The sequence below is a fragment of the Micromonospora sp. RTGN7 genome, assembly GCF_033804645.1.
GTDB lineage: Bacteria > Actinomycetota > Actinomycetes > Mycobacteriales > Micromonosporaceae > Micromonospora.
On sequence record NZ_JAPZLF010000014.1, the window covers coordinates 35,271 to 59,804 of the forward strand.

Genomic DNA, 24,534 nt, shown 5'->3' on the forward strand with positions numbered 1-24,534 from the left:
TTGCTCCGGCTCAACAGCATTCGCAAGTCCTTCGACGGCCCGAAAGGCGAGCGCGTTGATGTGCTACGGGATCTCTCCGTCCACATCCGGGCAGGGACCACGGCAGCCATTCTCGGGCGCTCCGGCTCGGGGAAGAGCACGCTGCTCGCCATTCTCGGTCTCCTGGACAGCCCCGACTCCGGCACGTACCACATCGGCGGGCAGGAAGTCAGCGGTCTGAGCGACGTGGCCCTCGCCCGCCTGCGCAGTACCCACCTCGGCTTTGTTTATCAACGGTTCTTCCTGCTACCCCACCTGAGCGCCTACGAGAACGTCGAGACGGCCCTCCAGCACGGCATCCCGGTGCCGCGGCGCCGCCGGCGGTCCCTCGTGCTGGAGAGCCTCGACCAGGTCGGCCTCGCCGATCGGACCACCCATCGCCCACGTCAACTGTCGGGTGGCGAGCAGCAACGGGTGGCCATAGCCAGGGCACTGGTACGCACCCCCGCTGTTGTCCTCGCCGACGAGCCCACCGGCGCGCTGGACGAGAACACCAGCGAGCAGGTGATCACTCTGTTGTTGACGGCCGCCAAAGCCCGCGGCGCGACCACGGTGATGGTGACGCACGATCCCGAGGTGGCCATGCGCACCGACCGCACCCTGCACCTCGTCGAGGGGGCGTGGGCACGTGATTAGACGTTTACCTGAGCTCATCTCGATGAGTGCGCGCGAGTTACGGGCCCGCGGCGGCCGGGCGCTGCTCGCCTGCCTCAGTTTGGTGATCGGGATCATCGCGGTGATCTTCGTGCAGGCCACCGCAGGGGTGGCCCGGGCGGAGTTGATCCATCTCGCTGAGCTGAGGCAGGGCAGAGACGGCAGCGCGACGGTCTCGGTCAGCGGAGACGCCCTCGGCAGTCAGACGTCCCGGCTGCTCGCTTCGAAGTCGAACACCGGTGCCGATGTCGCACTGTTCGTGTCGGACTCGGGGGCCACGCTCAGCGGCGGGCCCTCGACGATTCCCATCATCGCCTTCGAAGGCGACGTCATGGCAGTGCGCCCCTTCGACCTGATCGCCGGGCACTGGCCCACCGCGACGACGGCCGGCTCGGGGATGGTCGTCAACAAGGTGGCGTGGGAGCAGATCGCCGGAGGCTCGGGCCTGCTGTGGAAGGCAGGGAAGGGGGATCTCGCCCGCCACACGCCGGTGACCGCGGTGATCGACGACGGCGAGCAGGACCCCAGGGCGTACCTGCCCTGGCGGGAGTTGGCCGCGCATGCCCAGCCGATCGCGGAATCCTCGGTGCGGGTGCTGGTCCGGGTGCCGTCAGGTGACGCGGCGCGGAGCGTCGAATGGCTGCGCTGGCACGCATCCGTCGACCAGTTGCCGATGCAGGGCACGATCGAGCCGGTGAACGCGGCGGCGGGCGTCGACGACCAGCTGAGGATCGTCACCGCGGCGTTCCTGGGAGTCGGTCTGATCATGCTGTTGGTGGGTGTCCTCGGCGTCCTGAACATCGGCTTGGCCACCCTCAAGGAACGGGCTGACGAGCTGGCCCTGCGGCGATCCCTCGGGGCCACCAAGGGCGACATCATGGTGCTGGTTCTCGCCGAGTCCGTGCTCATCGGCTGCGCTGGCTCACTGGTGGCGGTCCTGCTCGCGGTGGCGATGTACCGTCCGCTGGTCGCGGCGGCGCTCAGCGGCAGCACAGACGTCCCCTTCCCGCTGAGCGCGGCGATCTACGGGGTGATAGTCGGAGGGTTGGCCGGGGCGGCAGGTGGACTGATACCCGCGCTACGCGCGGCACGGACCCCCATCGCGGCGGTCATGCGCGCCTGACGCATCGTCCGCTCGATCGGCCGTAGCTCCCGGCGCGTCAGACCTTCGACCAGGGCGGTGGGAAAAGCACCTCGCCGCCGGGCACCGGGCCGTCCCCGCTGGTGTCCGGCGGCAGGACCAGCGCCTGCCATGGGTCGCCCAGACCGGACCACGGGCTGGTCAGCCCCATCCGGTCGGCGCGGGTGAAGCCGAACCGCCGGTAGAAGGCCGGATCGCCGAGCACCACCACCAAGCGCTCGCCCAGCTCGGTGGCGGCGTCCAGGGCGGCCTGCACCACGGCCGTGCCGTGCCCGACCCGCTGCCGGTGCGGCGCGACCGCGACCGGGCCGAGGGCCAGCGCCGGGGCTGCCCCGCCGTCGTGGTGGAGCCGGACCCGGGTGAGCAGGGCGTACCCGACCAACTCGCCGCCGTACTCGACGATCATGGCCAGCTCGGGAATCCAGGCGTCGGTGCCCCGCAGCTCCTCGACCAGCCCCACCTCGGGCGGGGCCAGCACGTCCGGGCGGGCGAACGCCGCCGCCAGCACCCGCCGGACCGGGCCGGTGTCGGCCGGACCCTCGGGGCGGAGCCGCAGCGTGGTCACCGGGCGAGACTACCGGCCCGAGCCGGTCCACCAGCGACGGTCGCCCTGATCGGCGTGGCGGTCGGTGATCGGGTACGCGCACGGTGTCCCCGTCGGGCGATCGGATCGGGCCGTTGCAGGGGTGGTCGACCCCGCGACGGGGTATGACTGAGTCCATGAAACCCGTGCGCTCCCTCGCCCGCGTCATGTTGAGCGGCATCTTCGTGGTCAGCGGCGCCCGCAGTCTCCAGAGCCCGGAACGGCTGGCGCTGAAAGCGAAGCCGGTGACCGACCGGATCGCCCCGCTGATCCAGCAGGTCTCCCCCCGCATCCCCGCCGACACCGAGACGCTGGTCCGGGTCAACTCGGCCGCCCAGCTGATCGGCGGCCTGATGCTGGCCACCGGGAAGTTCTCCCGCCCGGCGGCGCTGGTGCTCGCCGGCACGCTGGTCCCGACCACCATCGCCGGTCATCCCTTCTGGAAGGGCGAACCGGCCGAGCGGGCACAGAACCAGATCCACTTCATGAAGAATCTCGGGATTCTCGGCGGGCTGCTGCTGGCCGCCGCCGACACCGAGGGGAAGCCGGGTCTGCGCTGGCGGGCCGGCCATCGGATCGGCCATTCGCGACGGTCGGTGCAGCGGGCCGTCCGGACCGCCCGCCGGGAGGTCCGAATCGCCCGCCGGGAGGCCCGGATCGTCGTACGCTCGGCGGCCACCGCTCGCCGACTGCCCGGCTGACCTGCGGCGCGGCACACCCCTCCTCGGCTCTCCCCCCGCCAAGGCCGCGAATCACCTGAACCACCCGGTAGCCGTTAACGCGGTGGAAATGTAAAAAACCAGTGTGGGATCGGACACGGTCGTATAACGCGGGAGGCATTAACGTGAGGCGCCGTTCTAGGCTCCGTGCTGGACCTGGACGGGTAGGACGACCTTGGTACGGGGGTGGCCACGCCATGTCGGCGACCGTCGGACGACGGATGGACCGCCTCGCCCCGATCCGCCGGGTGGCCCGTGGGGTCGACCGCCGGAGCGCGGTGCGGGCCGGCGTGGTGGCCAGCGTCGTGTACGCCGCGTGGCTCGCGATCGGTGCCTTCGGCCGACCGTACAACTTCTTCGACATGAAGATCTACCACGGCGCGGTGGTGTGGTGGGCGAACAGCAACGAGTTGTACGACTTCATCGCCCCGTCCACGACCCTCGGCTTCACCTACCCCCCCTTCGGCGGGCTGGTCATGCTGCCGATAGCACTACTGCCGGTGGAGGCCGCCGGCTGGCTGAACGCGCTGGCCAGCGTCGCCGCGCTCGCCCTCGTCCTGGCCGGCCTGCTGCGGCCGATCGTCGACCGACTCGGCTGGCCGCTCTGGTTCACCGTCGCCATCGCGACGCCCATGGCGGTGGCCATCGAGCCGGGGCGGGAGACCCTCGGCTACGGGCAGGTCAACCTGCTGCTCTTCGCGCTGATCATGGCCGACCTGATCGGGCTGCGGTGGCGGGCCCGCCGGGGGACCCGGTTCGACCCCACGGACGGGCCGCTGCGGCGCTTCGTGTTCGGCGGGGCCTGGGCCGGGGTCGGCATCGGCCTGACCACTGCCGTCAAGCTGACCCCCGCGCTGTTCATCGCGTACCTCGTGATCACCCGGCAGTGGCGGGCGGCAGCCACGGCGGTCGGCACCACGATCGGGGTGACCCTCGCCGGCTTCGCGCTCGTCGGCACCGAGTCGCGAGCATATTTCGGCAGCGTGCTGTGGCAGACCGAGCGTGTCGGCGCGGCCGACATGACGCCGAACCAGTCGCTGGCCGGCCTGTTGGCCCGGCTCTACGACTCGATCGAGACCCCCGGCCTGCTCTGGCTGGCGTTCTCCGTGCTGCTCCTGGCGCTCGGGCTGTCCCGGGCGGTCAGCGCCCGCGCCGAAGGCGACGAGTTGACCGCGTTCACCCTGGTCGGGCTCACCGCCAACGTGATCAGCCCGATCTCCTGGTCGCACCACCTGGTCTGGGTCATCCCGGCGATCATCGTGCTGGCCGACGCCGCGGTGCGCCGCCGGGATGCGAGCCGAGGGCTGGTGCCGCGCCGCGGCCAGGCGTCGTCGTACGGCGGGCCGCCCGGGGTCAACGGGCTGCGGCCGCCGATCTGGTACCCGACGCTCACCGGCCTGCGGCACGGCGTAGCCGCGCTCGGGCTCTACCTGCTGTTCCTGATCTCGCCCATCTGGCCGTACGAGCACCAACTCCCCGAGGTGTCGCACTACCAGGACGGCCTGCTCGGCGCGCTGATGGAGAACTCCCTGGCGGTGGCCCTGATCGTGCTGGTCGCCGCGCTGCCGTGGCGACCGGGGGCGGAGCCTGCCTTCTACACCGACCGGTTCGGTCGTGCCCTGCTGACCGGCAGCCGCCGCTGAGGCTCGGCAACCACCGCTGAGGCTCCGGCCGCCCGCCGGGGCGGGACCGCGTCGGCGTCAGGGGCAGTTGACCCACTCCTCGGTGCCGTCGGCGAACACCTGACGCTTCCAGATCGGCAGCCGTGCCTTCACCTCGTCCACCAGCCGGGCGCAGGCGGCGAACGCGGCGGCCCGGTGCGCGGTGCTCACCGCCGCGACCAGCGCGACGTCGCCGATGCCGAGCGGGCCGATCCGGTGCGACACCGCGACCGCGTACACGTCCGGGTCGGCGGCCACCTCGGCGGCGACCTCCCAGAGCACCGCGGCGGCGCTCGGGTGGCCCTCGTACTCCAGGCTGGTCACGTCGCGGCCGTGGTCGTGGTCGCGGACGACGCCCTGGAACGACACCACCGCGCCGGCCCGCCGGTCGGCCACGGCCGCCTCGTGCGCGGCCGGGTCCAGCGGCTCGGCGGTAACCGTGCCGAAAACCGTCGACGCCTCGATCGTCATCAGGCCCGCTCCCCCGGAAACAGGGGCAGTGGCACGACCGGCACCCGCGCGCCGGGCTCCCCGGTGGTGCCGGGGCGGATGACGGCGAAACCGTCCGCACCGGCCAGCCCGCGCAGCATCGCCGACCCCACGTGGCGCACGGGGTGAGCGGTGCCGGCCGCCTGATCCAGCCGGACCAGGGCCAGGTGGGTGTGATCGCCGCGGCCCGGCACCGGCTCGGCGAGCGTGGCGTGCGGCAGCGCCGGCATCGGCCGGCCCTGCAACCCGGCCAGCAGCGGGGCGACCAGTGAGACGAGCGCGACGATCGCCGACTGCGGGTTGCCGGGCAGGCCGGCGACGAACCGGACCCGGCCGTCCGGGCCGGGCAGCCGGGCCAGCAACATCGGGAACCCGGGGCGGACCGCGACCGTGTTGACCACGTAGTCCGCGCCGAGCGCCTCCAGGGCGGGGTGCAGGTGGTCGACGGGGCCGTGCATCGTCCCGCCGGTGGTGCAGACCAGATCGGCGGTGGCGAGCGCCGCGCGCAGGGCCGCCACGTGCGCCGGCAGGGTGTCTGCCACCGGGCCGGTCACGTCGGTCGGGCGCAGCTGGCAGCCGTACCGGCGCAGCCAGGCCGGCACGGCCGGGCCGAGGGCGTCGCGGACCCGGCCGTCTGCCGGTGGGCCGGAAGTCAGCAGCTCGTCGCCAAAGACCAGCAGCGCGGCGCGGGGCGCTCGGCGCACCCGTAGGGTGTCGTGTCCGCAGGAGGCGGCCAGCCCGATCAGCGCCGGGTCGACCGGGGTGCCGGCGGGGAGCAGTTCCTCTCCCGCGTACGCCTCCTCGCCCGGCCGGCGCCACTCCGGGTGGGATCGGGGGGTGCCGGCGATCCGACCGTCGGCCGTCCGGGTGGACTCCTCGACCCGCACGATCGCGGTGACGCCCTCGGGCACCATCGCGCCGGTGGCGATCTCGACGGTGGTGCCGTCCTCGCCCAGCGGGGCCGGAGTGCCGCCGGCCAGCACCCGGCCGACGATCCGCCACGGCCCGTCCCCGCGCACCGCCCACCCGTCCACGCTGGAGGTGGGGAAGGCCGGCAGGTCGGTGCGGGTGGCCAGCGGCTCGGCGAGGGTGTGCCCGTCGGCGTCGGCGAGCGGCCGGTCGGCGACGGGCAGCGCGGCAGCCAGGCCGACGGCGTACACCCGGGAGCGGGCCTCCTCCCAGCCGGCCGGCGGCGGTACGGCTACCTGCTCCGCGGCGGACGCGGTTTCCGTGCTCACCGGCCGAGCCTATCGCCGGGCGGTCCGGTTCGTGCCGTCAGTGGTCGCCGCCGTGGAGTTGGTCGACGGTGTGGGCCAGGATCGGGCCGAGCACGGCGAGGCCGTCGCGGGCGCCGCCGGTGGAGCCGGGCAGGTTGACCACCAGCATCCGGCCGACCACCCCGGCGACGCCCCGGGAGAGCGCCGCGGTGGGCACCCTGTCCCGGCTGTACGCACGGATCGCCTCGGCGATGCCGGGGATCTCCTGGTCGAGCAGTGCCCGGGTCACGTCCGGGGTCCGATCGGTGGGGGTGATCCCGGTGCCGCCGCTGGTCAGCACCACGTCGACACCGTCGGCCAGCGCGGCCCGCAGCGCCGCGCCGACCGGCTCGCCGTCGGGCACCACCACCGGGTCGTCGACCTGGCAGCCCAACTTCCGCAGCCCGGCGGCGAGCAGCGGGCCACTGGTGTCGGCGTAGATGCCGGCCGAGGCGCGGTGGGAGGCGACGACCACCCGGGCGCGGATCACGGCCGGTCCTGCGGTCGCGTCCAGAGGCCGGTCTTGCCGCCCTCCTTGCGGAGCACCCGCACCGCGTCGACCGACGCGGCCGGGTCGACCGCCTTGACCATGTCGACCAGGGAAAGGCCGGCGACCGCGACGGCGGTCAGTGCCTCCATCTCCACTCCGGTCCGGTCGGCGGTCTTCGCGGTCGCGGTGATCTCGACGGTGTCGTCGGTCAGCACGAGGTCGACCGTCACCCCGTGCAACGCGATCGGGTGGCAGAGCGGAATCAGGTCGGGGGTCCGTTTCGCGCCCATGATGCCGGCGACCCGGCCGACGGCGAGCGCGTCGCCCTTGGGCAGCCCGTCGCGGCGCAGCAGGTCGACCACCTCGGCGGTGGTCCGCAGCCGGCCGGCGGCCACCGCGAGCCGACCGGACACCTCCTTGGCGGAGACGTCGACCATGCGGGCCGCACCCGCCGCGTCAACGTGGGTGAACTGGCCGGGATCGGTCACGGTGGGGAGCCTATCGTCCGGAGCGCGCGGTGGCCCGCACCCGGGGCGGGCCGACCGGCCGAGGGCGTCGCGCGAATCGGAATTCGCCCGTTTCGCGGAGGCGATCCGCGCCATTCCGGGAGCCGACCGGAGGACCGGGCTGGTTGGAATCGCCGACCGGACCGACGTGCGGCCGGACGATCTGCGCGTCGGTTTCCTTTCACACCATCGAGCGGGCCGAGACAGCCAGGAACTGACCTCGGATAATCCTGGACGAGGGACCACCGTCATTGGCATTGCGTTTCGATACGGGAACGGTGAGTGACAATACGCTGGCCCATTCACTCATACTGCGCATATGGACATGGAACGCTATCAACTCCGCCAAAGCCCCTTAAGATTTGCCTGTCGGTCGGCCCCCATAGAGGCCCCGGCACCCAGCGGATCTCCGGACGAAAGGCGAAACCCATGAGCGGCCACGACTGGCTCTGAACGGCCTTCCACAGAGGGCGGACCGGCCGTAGAGTTCCGAGGCACGGACCGCCACAAAGCAGGGCGGGCAGAGGGACAAACGTGACTCGGACCGTCCAACGCGACAGTGAGACCGATCGGCGGCTTCGGCTGCTTGTCGGTCTCGTCGTGTTTGTGGCCGCGACAGCGGTCCTGCTGAGTGTGCGTGCCATCTCGCAAGCCGGCATGCCCAACGCCCCGGACCTCCTCCGGGCGGCGAGCATCACAGTCCTGGTGGCGGCCGCAGCGACCGTGAACGTGCGGATCCGTATCCGGGCGACCACCCACGGCGTCTCCTGGACCGAGGTGGCGGTCCTGGTGGGGCTTGCGGTCGCCCCGATCCCGTGGGTCATCATTGCCACCGGGCTGGGAACAGGCATCGTCCGGGTTCTCAGCCGGCTCGCGCCGCTAAAGCTCGCCTTCGGCGTCGCCAAGGAGACGACGCTCGCCGCCATCGGCGGGATCGTGCTCACGCTGGCCGGCTGGACCTGGCCGATGGCCGGCTCCCTGGACCGCGCGGTCTGGACGCTCGTCATGACGTACCTGATCGTCGTGGTGCTCGACGAGGCGCTCGCCCTTCCGACGATCGCCCTCGACACCCGGACGCGGGTCCGCGATCTCTTCCGGGAACATCTCGACCTGCGCCTCGCCAGCGCCGCCGCCCGGTTCCTGGTCATCATCGCCACCCTGCTGCTCCTCAACAGCAACCCCACCTTCCTGATCGTCGTGCCGCCGCTGGCGCTGAGCCTGCACCTGGCCTACTCCAGCCGGATCCACAGCCGGCTCGAACGGGACGCCTGGCAACGTCTGGCCCGGACCACCGACGCGCTCAACGTCGTCGACCTCGACAAGGTCCTCACCACCGCCGTCACCCAGGCCGCCGAACTCTTCTCCGCCGACGAGGTGGAGATCGCGCTGCGTGAGGGCGACCGCACCGTCCGCGGGGCGGCCGGCACCCTCACCTACGACGGGCCCGCCGACCGGAGCAGCGCCGTGGGCGGATCGGTGACCGAGGTACGCCTCGAAGGGCACAACCGCACCGTCGACGTCGGCACGCTCCGGCTCCGGTTCCGCGGCCCGGTCCGGCTCTCCGAACGCGAGCAGTACACCCTGCGCACCTTCGCCTCGGCGCTGTGCACCGCAGTCCGCAACGCGCAGGCGTACGCCGAACTGGCCCGCGTCGCCGACGAGCACGCGTACGCGGCGACCCACGACGCGCTGACCGGCCTAGCCAACCGGCGGCACCTGCTGGAACAGGGCCGGGAGCAGCTCAACGCCCGGCACGTCGACGGGGTGACCGCGCTGGTGCTGATCGACCTCAACCACTTCAAGGAGGTCAACGACACCCTCGGTCACGCCGCCGGCGACCAGGTGCTCAGGCAGGTCGCCGACCGGTTGCGCGGCGCCGCCCAGGGCGACGACCTGGTGGCCCGCCTCGGCGGCGACGAGTTCGCCGTGCTCCTGCGCGGCCTGCCCGCCCCGGCGGTGGCAGCGCACCGCGCGGAGGCGCTGCTCGCCGCGCTGCACGAACCGCTCGAACTGGACGGCATGCGGATCAGCGTCGAGGCCAGCGGCGGCATCGCCGTCGCGCCGGCCAGCGGCGGGGTCGCCGAGCTGCTGCGCCGCGCTGACGTGGCGATGTACCAGGCAAAGCGGGCCGGCCAACGACTCTCCACGTACGCCCCGGCCCGGGACACCGCCGACCTCGGCCGGCTCACCCTCGGCGGGGAACTGCCCCGCGCGGTCGCCGGCCACGAGTTCACCGTCAACTTCCAGCCGATCGTCGACCTCGGCACCGGCGAGGTGACCAGCGCGGAGGCCCTGGCCCGGTGGCACCACCCGGTGCACGGCATGATCGACCCACTGCGTTTCCTGGAGGCAGTCGAACGCTCCGGCCTGCTTCCGGCCTTCGCCGAGGCGATCCTCGACCAGGCGCTCATCGCCGCCGACAGTTGGCGTACCGCCGGCTTCGACCTGCCGGTGGCGGTCAACGTGTCACCCCGCAGCCTGCTCGACGCCCGCTTCCCCGGCTCCGTGCTGGCCCGGTTGCGCGCCCACGACCTGCCGCCGGACCGCCTGGTCCTGGAGCTGACCGAGACGCTGACCCTCAGCCAGCTCGACGTGGTCGACCGGGTGCTCACCCGGCTCCGCGACGAGGGTGTCCGGCTGGCCCTGGACGACTTCGGCACCGGCTACTCGTCCCTCTCCCTGCTCTCCCGGATCCCGGTTCACGAGCTGAAGATCGACCGCAGCTTCGTGTCGGCCATGGAGTCCTCGGCCGAGGCCTCCGCCGTCATCCGGTCCACCCTCGACCTGGGCCGCAGCCTCGGGCTCACCGTCGTCGCCGAGGGGGTGGAGAGCGAGCCGCAGCGCCGCGCGCTCTGGGAGGCCGGCTGCGTCTCCGGGCAGGGCCACCTATTCGGGCGACCGGTACCGGCCGGGACGCTGCTCTCGACGATGCACCGTGGCTTCGGCGGTCGCCCCGGCGTCCTCGCCCCGCCGCTGCACGACACGGGCGCCGTGCTCCGACTCCCGCCCAGCCGCCGGCAGGGCGGCCGGGGCCGGAGTGAGCGTCTGCCACACTTGCCGGCGTGACCGCCACCGTCGACCGGGCCGCCCGTTCCCCCTCGAACTGGCGAAAAATCGACCAGGCCGCCGGCGGCCTGGCCCTCGACCTCGGCCTCTATGCCGCCTCCGCCGCGTTCGCGGCGGTCACCGCCACCACCTCCACCCTGGCGCCGCACCGAGCCTGGGGGGCGGTCGCCGCCCTCGGTTACCTGGCCGCCGCCGTCGCCGTGGTGGGACAACTGTCCGGCCGGCGGCGCGACCCCGCCTCGTCACTGGCCGGCCTGCCCGCCCGCTGGGCGGTCACCGGCCTCGCCTGGATCGCCGCCACCCTCCTGCCGCTGCTCCTGCAGAGCGTCCAGCGGGCGGGCGGGCGGGCCGATCGGGCCCAGGAGGAGGTGCTGGTCGCCGAGCACGCCGGCAACCGCCTCGTCGACACCGGCACCCCCTACCTCGGGCACGACGCGATCGCCGCGCTTCCCGCCGACGAGCGACTGCTCGGCTACACCCCGTACCAGCCGGGGATGGCCCTGTTCGGGCTGCCCCGCGCCGTCGCGGACGGCTGGTGGACCGACGCCCGGGTGTGGTTCGCGATCGTCACCGTGCTGGCACTCGCCCTGGCGGTACGTGCCCTGCGCCCCGACGGCCGGGCCCGCCACGCCGACCGCCCGGCGGCGGTGCTGCGTGGCATACAGGCCGCCACCGTGCTGCCGATCTGCGCCCTCACCCTGGCCACCGGCGGCGATGACCTGCCCGTGCTCGCCCTCTGCCTGCTCGCCCTCGCCCTCGCCGCCGCCGACCGGCCGGGCCGCGCGGGCCTGGCCGTCGGGGTGGCCGGCGCGCTCAAGCTCTTCGCCTGGCCGGTCGCCCTGGTGCTGATCATCTGGGCGGCGACCCGGCGCTCCACCGGGCGGCTCGCCGTCGGCGCGCTCGGGGTGCCGGCGCTCGCCCTGCTCCCGGCCCTGCTCGTCGACCGGGACGCGCTGGTGGAGAACGTGCTGCGCTTCCCGCTCGGCCACGGCCTGGTCACCAGCCCGGCGCAGTCCCCGTTCCCCGGCCACCTGATCGCGACAGCCCTGCCCGCCGGCCGGGTGGTCGCCGCCGCGCTGCTGGTCGCGGTCGGCATCGGCATCGCCGTCCGGCTGCTGCGCCGCCCGCCCCGCACGGCCGCCGCCACCTCCCTGATCTGCGGGTACGGGCTGCTCGCCGCGATCGCGCTGATGCCCACCACCCGCTTCGGATACCTGCTCTACCCGATCGCCCTGCTGCTCTGGGCCCCCGCCCTGAGCCGCCTCGGGCCGGTCGCCTCGACCCCACTGACCGGGGGTCTTCGCCGGAGTTCCGGCGCACTCCCCCCGCCGAGGCGTACACCTGAGGCATGACGACGACCTACCGCGACCGCGAGGACGCCGGGCGGGTCCTCGCCGACCGGCTCACCGGGCTGGCCGGCGAGCCCGACGTCACCGTGCTCGGACTGGTCCGGGGCGGGGTTCCGGTGGCCAGGGTCGTCGCCGAACGGCTCCACGCCCCCCTCGACGTGTTGGTGGTGCGCAAGCTCGGCCTGCCCACGGCGCCCGAGGTCGCCTTCGGCGCGCTCGGCCCCAACGGGGTACGGGTCCTCAACGAACTCCTGGCCGCCCGGCTCGGCCCCGAGGACATCGCCGAGGTGCAACGCCACGAGCAGACCGAACTGGAGCGCCGGGAACGCCGCTACCGGTCCGGGCGGCCCCCGCTCAACCTGACCGGGCGGACCGCCGTCGTCGTCGATGACGGGCTGGCCACCGGGGCCACCGCCCGCGCCGCCGTGCAGGTGGCCCGGCAGCTCGGCGCCCGCCGGGTGGTCGTCGCGGTCCCGGTCGGGGCCGAGGAGGCGTACCAGATGCTGGTTGCGGAGGCTGACCAGGTCGTCTGCGTCCAGCGGCCCGCGAGCTTCGGCGCGGTCAGCAGCTACTACGAGGACTTCCACGAGGTCTCCGATGACGAGGTGACCGACACGCTTGCGGCAATCGGGTGAGTCCACCAGGTACCTTCGGGTAATGCAGCTCACCTGTCCCAAGTGCCACGGAGAAATGCGCCAGTACGAGCGCAGCGGAGTCGTCATCGACCAGTGCGGCGAGTGCCGGGGGATCTTCCTCGACCGCGGTGAACTGGAGAAGCTGTTCGATGCGGAGGCGAACTGGAACCGCCAGCAGGCGACAGGCGCCCCCCGCCCGACGCAGCCCGCCCAGGCGCCCGGTGGATATCCGCCGCCCCCGCCGCCGGCCCCCTCCCACCAGCCGCACCAGCCGGGCTACGGGGCGGTCCCCCCGCCGCCGCCCGTGCACGGCTACCCGCCGGCCGCTCCCGCGTATGGCCAGCAGCAGCACCAGGGCTACCACGGCCACTACCGCCGCAAGAAGAAGCACGGCTTCCTCGGCGAACTGTTCGACTGACGGCCGGGCCGTTCGATTCCGGGGTCGGGCCAGCTCCTGACCGGCTCGGCCCCCGGACCACCGGTCTATCTACCGGCCGTCACACGATGGCCATGTCCACAAAACGGGAGAGGTGGAGCTGCGCGGCCACCGTGATGCTGTCGGTCGGCCCATTCCGGTGCTTGGCGACAATAAAATCCGCCTCACCCGCGCGCGGCGACTCCTTGTCATAGTAGTCATCCCGGTGCAAAAGGATAACAACGTCAGCATCTTGCTCAATTGATCCAGATTCGCGCAAGTCAGACAGCTGGGGCCGCTTGTCCGTCCGCTGTTCCGGGCCACGGTTCAGTTGGCTCACCGCGATCACCGGGCACTGGACCTCCTTGGCCAGCAGCTTGAGGCCACGGGACAGGTCCGCGACCTCCTGCTGCCGGCTTTCGGTGCGCTTCGGCGAGGTCATCAGCTGGAGATAGTCGACCACGATCAGCTTCAGGTCGTGTTTCTGCTTCAGCCGACGTGCCTTGGCCCGGATCTCCATCAGATTCATGCTGGGCGTGTCGTCGACGAAGAGCGGGGCCTCGCTGATCTCGCCCATGCACCGGGCCAGCTTGGTCCAGTCGTCGTCGGAGAGCTGGCCGCTGCGCAACACATGCAGCGGGACCCTGGCCTCGGCCGAGAGCACTCGCATGATGATCTCGACCTTGCTCATCTCCAGCGAAAAGATCGCCGCCGCCTGGTTGGTCCGGATGGCCGCGTGGCGGGCGAAGTCCATGCTCGCGGTGCTGTTGTGCGTCGGGATCATGGACCGGCCAGCCAGGTAGAGGTGGTCCGGGTTGTCCACCGTCACGCAGCGGACCGGGACGCTCGGCACCGGCCGGACGTCGACGATGAACCGGGAGGTGGCCCGGCCGTCCGAGGACGTCCCCCGGCGCGCGGCGTGTGTCGCCCGCTTCCGCTCCAGCTCGAAGACGGTGTCGGGCGTAAAGAAACTCACGGTGTACGCGACGGACGAGTCCGCGGAGCGCCCCCGTGCCGGCGCTTCGTTGATCGTGCACCGGTAGCCGAGGCTGACCACGAGTTCCCGCACGCACTCGATCAACCGCTTCGAGGTCGAGGCGTACTGGAGGTTCCCCCCGGCGGCCACCGTCCCGTCGGTGTCCATCAGGCCCGCGAGCAACGCCCGACGCTGGGCTTCCGAGGCGCGGAGGTACTCCGCCGGGATGTGCTTGTCGGGTGCCACGTCGACCCGCCGGAGCAGGGCCAGGTCGGAGCCGTTCCGAGCCGGGGTCGGCTGCGCGACGGTGCAGGCCGTCGGCCCGCTGGGGCGTGCGAGCAAGCCAGTCTGGGCGACAAGGTCGACCATATCGGTGTCGACGGTGGGAAACCGGCTGCTCCTGGTCTCTCCGTCGCCAAGCAACATCCCGAGGGTGTACGGGGGGACCACGAGATCCTGCGGGGGAAGCCGCAGCGGTGCGCAGTTCTCGACAGCGTGGTTGAGTCGACGGTCCGCCGTATCGGTGCGCAGCGTGGCGGCGATCCGGGCGGTCGTCAGCACGCCGTCGTGGGACACCGGGTGCCCCGGCAGGACGTCGGACCAGTGGTGGTGCGAGCTGGCCTCGGGCTGCCGGCAGCCGGCTCGGGTGGTGGTTTTCCACAGATGCTCAGCGTCGGCCACGATGACCGCACCGTCGGAGAACTCGACCTCGTAGCAGGGGCGGTCGTACCGCACCTCGAAGGCCGCCGTGACGGTGGTCGGGGTGCCGTCCGCCGCGAGGAGTTGATCCCCGACCGCCACCTCACCCATCGTGGTCCAGCCATCGGGGGTGGGCAGCAGGGTGTCGAGCGCGAGCGCCTTGCCCAGGCCAGGTCGGCCGGCCACGATGATGAGCTGCCCGGCTTGCAGGCCGTTGAGCAGCCGGTCGAGGTCGGTGAAGCCGGTCGGCACCCCGGTCATCATGCCGCCCTGGGCGCCGACGGCCTCGATCTCGTCCAGGGTGGGCTGGAGCATGTCGGCCAGGACTGCGAAGTCCTCGCTGACCCGGCGTTCGGTGATCTCGTAGACGGCCTGTTGGGCCAGGTCGACGATGTCATCGACGTCCCGGGTGCCGCCCTTGCCGGTGCCGTACCCGAGCTGCACGATCTTGGTGCCGGCCTCGACCAGCCGGCGGAGCACCGCTCGCTCCCCGACGATCCGCGCGTAGTAGGCGGCGTTCGCGGCGGTCGGCACGCTCGCGATCAGGGTGTGCAGGTAAGGGGCACCGCCGATGCGGGCCAGGTCACCGGAGTCGGCCAGCGCGGCGGCCACCGTGATCGGGTCGGCGGGTTCGCCCCGACCGTAGATGTCGAGGATGGCGTCGAAGACGGTGGCGTGCACCGGCCGGTAGAAGTCGTTGGACTTCAGGATCTCGACGACGTCGGCGATGGCGTCCTTGGAGAGCAGCATGCCCCCGATGACGCACTGCTCGGCGGCGACATCCTGGGGCGGGGTCTTCTCGAACTGGCCTTCCCGCTGCGGGGGTGCGGGCGACTGGCCGCCACCTCGTGGCTCCGTCCGCATGTCGTCGGCGACCGACACGGGTCCCCCCTCCGCTGCGTCGGTTCGAACTACCGGTTCGCCGCAGGACACGACGACTTCCGATCGGACCGGTCGGGTCGATCGGGGGTCATCGCACCGGCGGTCGAGAGGCAACCATACGGAACCCGAGGTCAGCGACTCAACCATGCCGGTGGACGAGCCTTGGGACAACCTGTGGACGCCGGTGGACAACCTGGGTGCAGGGTGTGCACAGCTTGTGGAAAACCATGGGAGAATTCTTCGCGCGAACGCCCTGAGCTGCGGAAACGCTACCCACAGCCTGTGGATAAAAATAATTCCGATGATGATCTGTGCGGCGGAGCGGTCAGCCCCGTCGGCGGCCCGGGGCGCGTCGGGGCGCACGGGCTGGACGACGCCAGAGGGCCCGCACCGGCGTACCGGTGCGGGCCCTCTGTTGGTGCTTCGGGTGTCAGCCCTGAACGACGTTGAGGTCGAACTTGGCGGTCACCTCGGGGTGGAGCTTGATGCCGACCGGGTAGGCGCCCAGCGACTTGATGTGGCTGGGCAGTTCCAGCCGCCGACGGTCGAGGATCGGGCCGCCGGAGGCCTTGACGGCGTCGACGATCTCGGCCGGGGTGACCGAGCCGAAGAGCCGCCCGCCGTCGCCGGCGCGGGCCTTCAGGCTGACCTTCAGACCCTCAAGCTGGGCCTTGACCTCGTTGGCGTGGCCGAGGTCGCGGATCTCCCGGGCCGAGCGGGCCCGCTTGATGACCGCGACCTGCTTCTCCGCACCCTTGGTCCAGGCGATCGCGAAGCCCTGCGGAAGCAGGTAGTTACGGCCGTAGCCGTTCTTCACCTCGACGATGTCGCCCGGGGCACCGAGGCCGGACACCTCCTGAGTCAGGATGATCTTCATATCGGTGCCTCCTCTCAGCGGGCCGTGGCCGTGTACGGCAGGAGCGCCATCTCGCGGGCGTTCTTGACCGCACGGGCGATCTGTCGCTGCTGCTGCGAGGTCACGCCGGTCACCCGTCGAGCGCGGATCTTGCCGCGGTCGGAGATGAACTTGCGCAGCAGAGCGGTGTCCTTGTAATCGATATAGGTGATCCCGTCCTTGTCGAGCGGGTTCACCTTCTTCTTTGGCTTGCGAAGGGCCGCAGCCTTAGCCATTGAACGGGTTCCTGGTTTGCGATCGCGGGCGCTCGGCGCCATTAGAACGGAGGCTCCTCGTCGAAGTTGCCGCCACCCGAAGCACCGCGCGAGGGAACCGGCGCAGCCGAAGCCCAGGGGTCGTCGAAGTTGCCTCCGCCGCCGCCCTGGCCACCACCACCACCGCCACCACCACCGCTACCGCCACCGAAGCCGCCGCCGGCCCCGCCGGAGCGGGACATCTTCTGCACCTTCGCCGTGGCGTAGCGCAGTGACGGGCCGATCTCGTCGACCTCGAGCTCGATGACGGTGCGCTTCTCACCCTCGCGGGTCTCGTACGACCGCTGACGCAGCCGGCCCGACACGATCACCCGGGCGCCACGCTGCAGCGACTCGGCGACGTGCTCGGCGGCCTGCCGCCAGACGGTGCACGCGAGGAACAACGGCTCGCCGTCCTTCCACTCGTTGGACGCCTTGTCCATGAATCGGGGCGTCGAAGCGACCCGGAACTTGGCGACCGCAGCCCCGGAGGGGGTGAATCGCAACTCAGGGTCATCGGTCAGATTGCCGATGACCGTGATGGTGGTGTCTCCTGCCATTACCATCTCCTCGCGCACTCATCCGTTCGCCGTGAAGACTCTCAGAGCCGTACGACAGGGGATGAGGCTGATCCGGGTGTGGACCGGGGTGAAACCGGGATGCTTAGCGCATCTCCGGCCGGATGACCTTGGTGCGCAGCACGGACTCGTTGAGCCGCAGCTGACGGTCCAGCTCGGCCACCGCCGCAGGCGTGGCCTGCAGGTCGATGACGGCGTAGATGCCCTCGGCCTTCTTGTTGATCTCGTACGCGAGGCGCCGGCGGCCCCACACGTCGGTCTTCTCGACCGAGCCACCCGCGGTCCGGATCACGTTCAGGTACGTGTCGAGCGACGGGGCGACGGTGCGTTCCTCGAGGCTGGAGTCGAGGATCACCATGACTTCGTAATGACGCAAGACGTCATCACCTCCTGTGGGCTAAGCGGCCACGGTCTTTCCGTGGCAGGAGGTCGTGCATCGTGCCCGCTCCGGGACCGGGGGAACCCGGCCGGACGCGGACAACCCGGCAAGGATACCCGGTCCCGACGATCATGCCCGCGCAGGCTGCCCGGGCGCGGCGGACCCCACGGCGGACCGGATCGGCGCTGCCCACGCGAAGACGGGGGCCCGGGTGGACGCGATCGTCGACCCGGGCCCCCGTTCACAAGGCCGCGGGGCGTCCCGTCCGCATTCCTTGGGTGGGACCTGGGGAGGAACGACCACACCGATGAGGTTGGATCGCGACGCCCCGCGGAGCTATATCGTGTTCTTATATGACAGTACAACGGCTCTTGTCGCGTGTGGGGCGAATTGGAGGTTTTACCCTACGATCCGCCGATCGCCCGAAAGGCCCGGAGAGCTGGCCGTCGATTCCATCCGGACCAACGACCGCTGCTGTCCCGGGGTGACGCCCACAGCACCCGGGCCTCTCGTCGAACCAGTACCGGGCCCCGCCACCCGGCCGCGCCAGCACCCCGCGTGTCGGTCCCGCGACGTAGGCTCGCCTCCATGCGTATCGGAGCCCACGTCGATTCCGCCGACCCGCTGTCGGAGGCGGCCGCCCGGACAGCCGAGGCCGCACAGTTCTTCCTCTCCGACCCGCAGGGCTGGAAGGCCCCGAAGCCGCGGGAGGACGCCGACCGGTTGCGCGCCGCCGAGGTCGACCTCTACGTCCACGCGCCGTACGTCATCAACGTGGCGACTCTGAACAACCGGATCCGCATCCCGAGCCGGAAGCTGCTGCTCGGTCACGCCACCGCGGCGGCCGAGATCGGCGCGAAGGGCCTGATCGTGCACGGTGGGCACGTCAACGCGGGAGACGACCTGGCGGTCGGCTTCGACAACTGGCGCAAGACCTTCGCGTACGCGGCGGACTCCGGCGGCTTCACCCTGCCGGTGCTGATCGAGAACACGGCCGGCGGCGACAACGCCTGTGCCCGGCGCCTCGACGCGCTGGCCCGGCTCTGGGACGCCGTCGGCGAGTACGAGGTGGGCTTCTGCCTGGACACCTGCCACGCCCATGCCGGCGGCGAGGAGCTGCTCGACCTGGTCGACCGGGTCAAGGCGATCACCGGTCGGATCGACCTGGTGCATGCCAACAACTCCAAGGACGCGTTCGGCTCGGGCCGGGACCGGCACGACAACCTCGCCGGCGGCAGCATCGACCCCGACCTGGTGGTGGACGTGATCCGGGCGGCGAACGCACCAGTGATCGTGGAGACCCCGGGCGGGCCGGACGGTCAGGGTGCCGACATCGCGTTCCTGCGTGACCGGCTCGGCGCGGGGAGCCCGGCGGCATGACGACCGAGCGGGCCGACGCCGTCGACGAGGATACGACCGGCGGGGAGCCGCTGGTGGACGGTGCCGCCAGGACGAGCGCGGAGCCCGCCAGGGTGAGCGCGGGAAGCACGAAGGACGACACCCCGAAGGGCGCTGCCCCGAAGGACGGCACCACGAAGGACGCTGCCAAGGTGGCGGACGAGGACGCCCCCGGAAGTGGTGACACCGCCAAGGACGCAGGCAGCGAGAAGGCGGACAAGAACACCGCACCGGGGAAGGACGGCGACACCGGGAAGGACAGCGACCCGGGGAAGAACGGCGACGGCGCGAAGGACGGCGACGGCGCGAAGGACGGCGACGGCGCGAAGCCGGACCGGTGGGAGGCCTTCGCCCCCGCACCCGATCCGGTGCCCGGGCGGCTGCGCCGCGTCCTGCGACCGATCGGCCGGTTCCTCGTCCATGAGTGGACACTGGCCGCGCTCGCCTCGCTGGCGCTGGCCGTCGCGCTCACCTGGCCGACGCTGCGCTACCCCCTCTACACGCTGCCCCAGGACTACTGGGACCCGAGCCTCCAGGCCTGGCAGATGGCCTGGTCGGGGCACATTTTGCTGACTGACCCGGCGCAGCTGTGGCAGTCCAACGCGTTCTTCCCGGAGCCGTGGAGCTTCGCGTTCTCCGACACCCTCCTCGGGTATGCGCCGGCCGGCATGATCGGCACGGGCCCCGAGGCCGCAGTGTTGCGCTACAACATCATGTTCGTGCTGGCCCACGCCCTGGCCACGTTCGGGGCGTACGCGCTGGCCCGGCAGCTCGGCGCGGGCCGGGCAGGCGCGGCGGTGGCCGGGGCCGGCTTCGCCTACGCCCCGTGGCTGCTCGCCCAGGCGGGGCACCTGCACATCGTCTCCAACGGCGGCATCCCACTGGCGCTGGCCATGTTGGCGCGTGGGCACGGCTGGTCGCTGCGCCACGGCTACCGCCCCGAGCGCCGGCACGCCGGGTGGGCATACGCGGGCTGGGTGGTGGCCGCCTGGCAGCTCAGCCTGGGCTTCGGCATCGGGCTGCCGTTCGCGTACGCGCTGGCGGGGGTCACCCTGGTCGCCGCCGTCACCTGGTTCGTCCGGCGGCGGTCGACGCCCCGGCCGTTCGGGGTCCGGCTGCTCGTCGCCGATGTGGTCGGCGCGCTGCTCTTCGCCGGGGTGGGCGCGCTGCTGGCCATCCCCTACTTCAAGGTCGCGGAGCTGCACCCGAACGCCACCCGGACCCTCGACGACCTCGGCGTCTTCTCGCCGCCGTTCTCGGGCTTCTTCACCGCACCGGCGGAGTCCCGGGTGTGGGGGAGCCTGCACGAGGGCGCCCGCTCGGTGCTGCCCTGGCACCCGGAGATGACCCTGCTGCCCGGCTTCGTGCTCTACGCGCTCGCCGCGGGCGGGCTGTTCTTCTCGGTGTGGCGGCTGCGGCACCGGCTACTGCTGCTGGCCGGGGTGGTGGTGACGATGGTGCTGGCGATGGGCACCCGGTTCTTCGGCGGCACCTTCACCTACGGGCTGCTCTTCGAGTACCTGCCCGGCTGGAACGGCCTGCGCACGCCGGGGCGGATGATGCTCTGGACGACACTGCTGCTCGGGCTGCTCGCCGCGGGGGCGGTCAGCGCCTTCGCTCTGCGGGTGCGGGACTGGGCCGCCGAGCGGGTCCCGCCGTGGCCGGGTCCGTGGCTGCGGCTGGCCGTCGTGTTGCCGTTCCTGCTGGTGATCGCCGAGGGGCTGAACAACACGCCGCACCCGGTGGTGCCGACCCAGCCAGCGGCGATGCGGTCGGTCGACGGCCCGATGCTGGTGCTGCCGAGCAGCCAGAACCTCGACCAGCCGGTGATGCTCTGGTCCACCAGCCGATTCCAGGACATGGTCAACGGCGGCAGCGGCTTCACCCCCGCCCGGCAGACGGAGATCCGGCAGGCCGCCGAGAGCTTCCCGGACCAGGCGAGCGTGACCTACCTACGCAACCTGGGCATCCGCAACGTGGTGGTGGTGCGCAACCAGACTGCGGGTACGCCGTGGGCGACGACCATCGACGCCCCCGTCGACGCCCTCGGCATCACCCGTGAGGAGATCGAGGGCGCGGTGGTCTTCCGCCTCTCGTAGAACAAGGTCGGCCGACTTCTCGGCCGATCGGTCGACTCCTCCTCGCATCGCCAGCCGAAGAGGCCGGCCTTGTCGGTGAAGGTTTGTGGTCCCATGGGTCGGAGGGCTGGCAGGCTCCCGTGCTTGTGTTGATCGATGAGATCGTGGGCTGGCGGGCAGGCTTGGACGATCTGCTGACGCGGTTCGCGCACCGGTTGGGGCGGGCGACCTACCTGGTCGGGTTGCTGTCGCCGCTGGCGAGCAAGAACGGCTGGACCTTGACAGAGACACCACGCCGGACCGGATGCAACGGCTGCTCAACAGGTCCGCATGGGACCCGGACGCTGTTCGTAAGGACCTGTTCGCCTACGTGACCGAGCACCTCGGCCACGACGACGGAGTGCTGATCGTCGACGAGACAGACTTCCTGAAGAAGGGAATCAAGTCGGCCGGGGTGCAGCGCCAGGACTCCGGCACGGCCGGCCGGACGGAGAACTGCCAGCTCGGGGGTATTCCTCGCCTACGCCAGCCCGGCCGGACGCACGCTGATCGACCGGGAGTTGTATCTGCCCCGCCGGTGGTGTGACGACCCCGCCCGCCGCGAGGAAGCCGGCATCGCCCGAACAGGTCTGGATCAACAAGCCCGAGCCGCAACGACAAGCCGCTTAACTCCCGTTGGACTCAATCCCTTAACACGTTCCGCCGCCGCCCAGGCCAAAAAGGGGGCACCGAATCCGAGGACGGCCTCATTCCCCTCACCCTCGGCGAGGTCCGCCGTCTCCTGGCACACCTGAACCACCACCAACCGACCCCTCCACCGCATACATCGATGCTCACGATGGCGACGCCGACACCGTACCGCGCCAGAACAGCCCACTACCAGCGAAGACACCAACTCCACCAGATGCGGCTGGAGCATTAAGGCGGTCAGGTAGGCGTAGCCGATCCATCGCCGTCTTAGACACTCCAGCTCCGGCAGGTCGGCCACGCCGTGCCGGGTATCTCCGCTGCAAGGCGGCCGGACTTCTCGAAGCTGTCTTCAGGGGGGACCTGGCAGTGGGGCGATGGTGGGGCGGCGGTGGGGCGGCGGTGGGGCGTAGGGCCATTCTGTTTCGCAGATTGCCCTACAACCAGGAGGAAAAAACGTGAAGAGACTGCGGCTCATTTCTGGGCTCGTCGCAGCCATCGCCCTGACTTTGGGAGTCTCCCCCATGCCGGCATACGCTGCGGAGGCCACCCCCAAGGCGGTCACCGAGGCGGTCACCGAGACCGAGGACTCCGTCTTCATCGACGAGGTCACGCTGGCCGCCACCGGCTGCGGATCCACCTGTGACGGCAAGGACCCGTCATCCTTTAAGATCTATGATAGCGGCTGCTCGACGTGCTACCACTACTGCGTCGACGACGCGATAATTCCACAGTTGTCGGACGGTTACGTCTACACGACCTCGGACTCAACCGGCAGCGTCTCCCTGCGGTACAGCCCTCGCTGTCGCACAGCCTGGGCGAAGACCACCTCCAGCGCCGTACAGTTCAAGGTGGTCAGCCGGAACAGCAGCGGCTCGCACAGATTGACGATGCTCTCCAACTCTCCGGACACGTACACGGCAATGGTGAACGACGCCGGATACGAGGCACAGGCGTGCTACTACCCGCAGGGTCCGAGCTCCGGCTGGAGGTGCACCCGGTGGTGGTGAGCTAAAACGCCACGGGGGGTCCGCACTCACGCAGTCCAGATCGCGGACCCCCCGTCGTTGGTACGAAACGGAGTCGCCGGAGATCATCGCCTCCTGACGGATGTGTAGGCGCCGTTCCCTTCCGACGGATGAGGCAGGCTCAGGCGCCTGCCAGCGTTGGTTCGGCGACTACTGCCGCCGATCGCCCACGTCGGCGGAGGTACCACGGCGCGTCCGGGGCACCGTCCAGCACGCCACCGTCCGGATCGTCGTCGTACGTCTGCCTCACCGCGTCCCGCTCCGGCCGAAGAATGTCCTTGATCACTAGGACACAGAGCAGCACCACCGTGCCGATCCTCAACGTCGACGCGAGCACGAAAACCCCTTCGGGGAAGACCGGCCTGCTGGTAGCCGTGCCGAGCAGTTCACCGTAGAAGGCGACGAAGTAGCAGACCTCGGCGAGCTGCCAGGCCAGGAAGGCACCCCACCGAGGCCGGGCGAGCACTGCCAGAGGCAGCAGCCAGAGCACGAACTGCTGCGACCATACCTTGCTGAAGATCAGGAATGCGGCGACCACCAGAAAGCAAAGCTGTGCGAGCCGTGGCCTGCGGGGGGCCACCCACACCAGCCCGGCCACACCGAGACATGCCAGTCCAAAAAAGGCGTACGAGACGTAGTTCAGCGTGGGAATGTTGGCATTCAACCACTGGAACGGTCCCTGCTCGCCAGGCACATCAGTGTTCACTTTGCCGTCCAGGTACCGCCCAACGTACCAAAGCGTGCCCCAGTCGATCGGGCGGGTGGTGTTGAGTTCGAAGAAACGGGTCCAGTTTTCGCGATATGGCACGGCTACTGGCAGGTTCACCGCCACCAGGGCTGCCCCGGCCGTGGCGAGCGCCGTCAGCGCAGCACGGAGCCGGCCCGCGCGCAGAGCGAGCACCAGAACCGGCCCGAGGAGGAAAAGCGGCCACATCTTCGCGGCGCCGGCCAAGCCGAGCAGCACCCCTGCCAGCGCAGGGCGCCTCCTCGCCCAGGCCGCCAGCCCTAAGGCGGCCAGCCCGATGGCGAGGAAGTCCCAGTTGACCGTGGCGGTGAGAAAGAGCGATGGGGCCAGCGCGAACAGGGCGGCGTCCCAAGGCCTGCGGCGGCGAAGGGCAAGGATCACGGCTACGGTGGCGACCGCGAGCGCGCCAAGGGTCAGCGCGTTCACGTTGTAGAACCATTGCCCCTGGTTGAGCTGTGGGTTGTCGACGCCGAGGGCATGCACGGGCAGGCCGAGCGCGCCCATCATGAACCCGGTGAGCACCGGATACTCCACCGGGTGGTCCTGGTAGGGCGTCTTGCCCTCGTTGAGCCCTTCCGCGTAGTAGAGGGCGAGCACGTCGGTGTAGCAGAGCCGCGTGTACTGAGTGTTGTTCTGCCAGGCGCCGTCCTGGCAGGGTGACTTTTGCAGCCAGTGCAGCGCCAGTGTCAGGCAGGTGAGGGCGAGGATAATCCTGGCCGCCGTCCAGAACCATCGCTCCCGGCCGACAGGACGATCGACAGCCACCGCGTGATCACCGAGCGGCCCGCCGATCACCTCGGAGACGCCCCGGACGAAACCGTCCGAGCGGGACGGGTGGTCGCTAGTCCCGGTGTCGTCGATGCCGACCGTCGGCTGGGTGCTCATGAACAGTGATTCTGCCGTACCTCGGCCGATCGGACTAGCACCGTGGG

Annotated in this window: 22 protein-coding genes and 1 pseudogene; 12 read left to right on the plus strand and 11 right to left on the minus strand. The window is 71.0% G+C overall.

All coding sequences use genetic code 11. The annotated features are described in order from the left end of the window. Nucleotides 1-675 carry an ABC transporter ATP-binding protein gene (locus SNR22_RS20735; protein ID WP_320068288.1) on the plus strand — a complete coding sequence of 225 codons (675 nt, stop codon included), beginning with the start codon at nt 1-3 and terminating at the stop codon, nt 673-675. 22 nt (nt 676-697) lie between these two features. Beyond that, a complete protein-coding gene (locus SNR22_RS20740) occupies nt 698-1,816 on the plus strand; it encodes an ABC transporter permease (protein WP_320068289.1) in 1,119 nt (372 codons plus the stop codon). Nucleotides 1,817-1,853: 37 nt separating this feature from the next. Here SNR22_RS20740 and SNR22_RS20745 read toward each other — a convergent pair whose 3' ends face one another. Beyond that, nucleotides 1,854-2,399, minus strand: a complete 546-nt coding sequence (locus tag SNR22_RS20745; RefSeq protein ID WP_320068290.1) for an N-acetyltransferase — start codon at nt 2,397-2,399, stop codon at nt 1,854-1,856. A 155-nt stretch (nt 2,400-2,554) separates the two neighbouring features. Here SNR22_RS20745 and SNR22_RS20750 point away from each other — a divergent pair, with 155 nt between their 5' ends. Both SNR22_RS20750 and SNR22_RS20755 read left to right on the plus strand, forming a co-directional pair. Further along, nucleotides 2,555-3,118 (plus strand): DoxX family protein, encoded by a 564-nt coding sequence (locus tag SNR22_RS20750; protein ID WP_320068291.1) that lies wholly within the window; start codon nt 2,555-2,557, stop codon nt 3,116-3,118. A 215-nt stretch (nt 3,119-3,333) separates the two neighbouring features. Further along, nucleotides 3,334-4,779, plus strand: coding sequence for a glycosyltransferase 87 family protein (locus SNR22_RS20755; RefSeq protein ID WP_320068292.1), 1,446 nt, complete (start codon nt 3,334-3,336; stop codon nt 4,777-4,779). Nucleotides 4,780-4,836: 57 nt separating this feature from the next. Here SNR22_RS20755 and SNR22_RS20760 read toward each other — a convergent pair whose 3' ends face one another. Genes SNR22_RS20760 through moaC form a run of 4 tightly spaced genes read right to left on the minus strand, consistent with a single transcriptional unit; the run spans nt 4,837 to nt 7,520 of the window. Beyond that, on the minus strand, nt 4,837-5,262 hold the full coding sequence (locus SNR22_RS20760) for a molybdenum cofactor biosynthesis protein MoaE (protein ID WP_320068396.1): 426 nt from the start codon (nt 5,260-5,262) through the stop codon (nt 4,837-4,839). 5 nt (nt 5,263-5,267) lie between these two features. Further along, nucleotides 5,268-6,524 carry a molybdopterin molybdotransferase MoeA gene (locus SNR22_RS20765; RefSeq protein ID WP_320068293.1) on the minus strand — a complete coding sequence of 419 codons (1,257 nt, stop codon included), beginning with the start codon at nt 6,522-6,524 and terminating at the stop codon, nt 5,268-5,270. 37 nt (nt 6,525-6,561) lie between these two features. After that, entirely contained in the window at nt 6,562-7,032 is a 471-nt protein-coding gene (locus SNR22_RS20770; protein WP_320068294.1) for a MogA/MoaB family molybdenum cofactor biosynthesis protein, read from the minus strand. Beyond that, nucleotides 7,029-7,520 (minus strand): cyclic pyranopterin monophosphate synthase MoaC, encoded by a 492-nt coding sequence (moaC, locus tag SNR22_RS20775; protein WP_320068295.1) that lies wholly within the window; start codon nt 7,518-7,520, stop codon nt 7,029-7,031. The genes SNR22_RS20770 and moaC overlap by 4 nt, the downstream gene beginning before the upstream one ends. Nucleotides 7,521-8,144: 624 nt before the next feature. Here moaC and SNR22_RS20780 point away from each other — a divergent pair. The 4 genes from SNR22_RS20780 to SNR22_RS20795 are packed head-to-tail and all read left to right on the plus strand — an operon-like array spanning nt 8,145 to nt 13,006. After that, nucleotides 8,145-10,604 carry a putative bifunctional diguanylate cyclase/phosphodiesterase gene (locus SNR22_RS20780; RefSeq protein ID WP_413775671.1) on the plus strand — a complete coding sequence of 820 codons (2,460 nt, stop codon included), beginning with the start codon at nt 8,145-8,147 and terminating at the stop codon, nt 10,602-10,604. Then, nucleotides 10,601-11,956, plus strand: coding sequence for a glycosyltransferase 87 family protein (locus SNR22_RS20785; protein WP_320068297.1), 1,356 nt, complete (start codon nt 10,601-10,603; stop codon nt 11,954-11,956). Before SNR22_RS20780 ends, SNR22_RS20785 begins: the two co-directional genes overlap by 4 nt. Then, on the plus strand, nt 11,953-12,588 hold the full coding sequence (locus SNR22_RS20790; protein ID WP_320068298.1) for a phosphoribosyltransferase: 636 nt from the start codon (nt 11,953-11,955) through the stop codon (nt 12,586-12,588). Before SNR22_RS20785 ends, SNR22_RS20790 begins: the two co-directional genes overlap by 4 nt. A gap of 22 nt (nt 12,589-12,610) precedes the next feature. Continuing rightward, nucleotides 12,611-13,006 carry a zf-TFIIB domain-containing protein gene (locus tag SNR22_RS20795; protein ID WP_320068299.1) on the plus strand — a complete coding sequence of 132 codons (396 nt, stop codon included), beginning with the start codon at nt 12,611-12,613 and terminating at the stop codon, nt 13,004-13,006. Between the two features lie 79 nt (nt 13,007-13,085). Here the strand turns inward: SNR22_RS20795 and dnaB are convergent, their stop codons facing one another. From dnaB to rpsF, 5 genes are all read right to left on the minus strand, one after another. Beyond that, a complete protein-coding gene (gene dnaB / locus SNR22_RS20800) occupies nt 13,086-15,560 on the minus strand; it encodes a replicative DNA helicase (RefSeq protein WP_413775672.1) in 2,475 nt (824 codons plus the stop codon). 430 nt (nt 15,561-15,990) lie between these two features. Then, nucleotides 15,991-16,437 (minus strand): 50S ribosomal protein L9, encoded by a 447-nt coding sequence (gene rplI / locus SNR22_RS20805; RefSeq protein WP_320068301.1) that lies wholly within the window; start codon nt 16,435-16,437, stop codon nt 15,991-15,993. Between the two features lie 14 nt (nt 16,438-16,451). Next, nucleotides 16,452-16,691, minus strand: coding sequence for a 30S ribosomal protein S18 (rpsR, locus tag SNR22_RS20810; protein ID WP_007073789.1), 240 nt, complete (start codon nt 16,689-16,691; stop codon nt 16,452-16,454). A 41-nt stretch (nt 16,692-16,732) separates the two neighbouring features. Continuing rightward, nucleotides 16,733-17,287, minus strand: coding sequence for a single-stranded DNA-binding protein (locus tag SNR22_RS20815; RefSeq protein WP_320068302.1), 555 nt, complete (start codon nt 17,285-17,287; stop codon nt 16,733-16,735). Between the two features lie 85 nt (nt 17,288-17,372). After that, nucleotides 17,373-17,663 carry a 30S ribosomal protein S6 gene (rpsF, locus tag SNR22_RS20820; RefSeq protein WP_117668160.1) on the minus strand — a complete coding sequence of 97 codons (291 nt, stop codon included), beginning with the start codon at nt 17,661-17,663 and terminating at the stop codon, nt 17,373-17,375. A gap of 591 nt (nt 17,664-18,254) precedes the next feature. Here rpsF and SNR22_RS20825 point away from each other — a divergent pair. The 4 genes and pseudogenes from SNR22_RS20825 to SNR22_RS20840 all read left to right on the plus strand — a co-directional run bounded on the left by SNR22_RS20825 (nt 18,255) and on the right by SNR22_RS20840 (nt 22,839). Beyond that, complete coding sequence (locus tag SNR22_RS20825; protein WP_320068303.1) at nt 18,255-19,046, plus strand: deoxyribonuclease IV; 792 nt, start codon at nt 18,255-18,257, stop codon at nt 19,044-19,046. After that, nucleotides 19,043-21,163, plus strand: a complete 2,121-nt coding sequence (locus tag SNR22_RS20830; RefSeq protein ID WP_320068304.1) for a hypothetical protein — start codon at nt 19,043-19,045, stop codon at nt 21,161-21,163. Before SNR22_RS20825 ends, SNR22_RS20830 begins: the two co-directional genes overlap by 4 nt. A gap of 140 nt (nt 21,164-21,303) precedes the next feature. Further along, nucleotides 21,304-21,759, plus strand: a pseudogene (locus tag SNR22_RS20835) (IS701 family transposase); the annotation flags it as partial. A 594-nt stretch (nt 21,760-22,353) separates the two neighbouring features. Beyond that, a complete protein-coding gene (locus tag SNR22_RS20840; RefSeq protein WP_320068305.1) occupies nt 22,354-22,839 on the plus strand; it encodes a DUF2690 domain-containing protein in 486 nt (161 codons plus the stop codon). 139 nt (nt 22,840-22,978) lie between these two features. Here SNR22_RS20840 and SNR22_RS20845 read toward each other — a convergent pair whose 3' ends face one another. Further along, nucleotides 22,979-24,487: a glycosyltransferase family 87 protein gene (locus SNR22_RS20845; RefSeq protein ID WP_320068306.1), complete on the minus strand. Its 1,509-nt coding sequence runs from the start codon at nt 24,485-24,487 to the stop codon at nt 22,979-22,981. Between the last annotated feature and the right edge of the window lie 47 nt (nt 24,488-24,534).

Bases quoted from the DNA above. Each gene is read 5' to 3' on its own strand.
- SNR22_RS20740 (WP_320068289.1), top strand. From the start codon at position 698: ATGAGTGCGCGCGAGTTACGGGCCCGCGGCGGCCGGGCGCTGCTCGCC.
- SNR22_RS20750 (WP_320068291.1), top strand. From the start codon at position 2,555: ATGAAACCCGTGCGCTCCCTCGCCCGCGTCATGTTGAGCGGCATCTTC.
- SNR22_RS20755 (WP_320068292.1), top strand. From the start codon at position 3,334: ATGTCGGCGACCGTCGGACGACGGATGGACCGCCTCGCCCCGATCCGC.
- SNR22_RS20790 (WP_320068298.1), top strand. From the start codon at position 11,953: ATGACGACGACCTACCGCGACCGCGAGGACGCCGGGCGGGTCCTCGCC.
- SNR22_RS20795 (WP_320068299.1), top strand. From the start codon at position 12,611: ATGCAGCTCACCTGTCCCAAGTGCCACGGAGAAATGCGCCAGTACGAG.
- rplI (WP_320068301.1), bottom strand. From the start codon at position 16,437: ATGAAGATCATCCTGACTCAGGAGGTGTCCGGCCTCGGTGCCCCGGGC.
- rpsR (WP_007073789.1), bottom strand. From the start codon at position 16,691: ATGGCTAAGGCTGCGGCCCTTCGCAAGCCAAAGAAGAAGGTGAACCCG.
- SNR22_RS20825 (WP_320068303.1), top strand. From the start codon at position 18,255: ATGCGTATCGGAGCCCACGTCGATTCCGCCGACCCGCTGTCGGAGGCG.
- SNR22_RS20830 (WP_320068304.1), top strand. From the start codon at position 19,043: ATGACGACCGAGCGGGCCGACGCCGTCGACGAGGATACGACCGGCGGG.
- SNR22_RS20840 (WP_320068305.1), top strand. From the start codon at position 22,354: ATGCCGGCATACGCTGCGGAGGCCACCCCCAAGGCGGTCACCGAGGCG.
- SNR22_RS20845 (WP_320068306.1), bottom strand. From the start codon at position 24,487: ATGAGCACCCAGCCGACGGTCGGCATCGACGACACCGGGACTAGCGAC.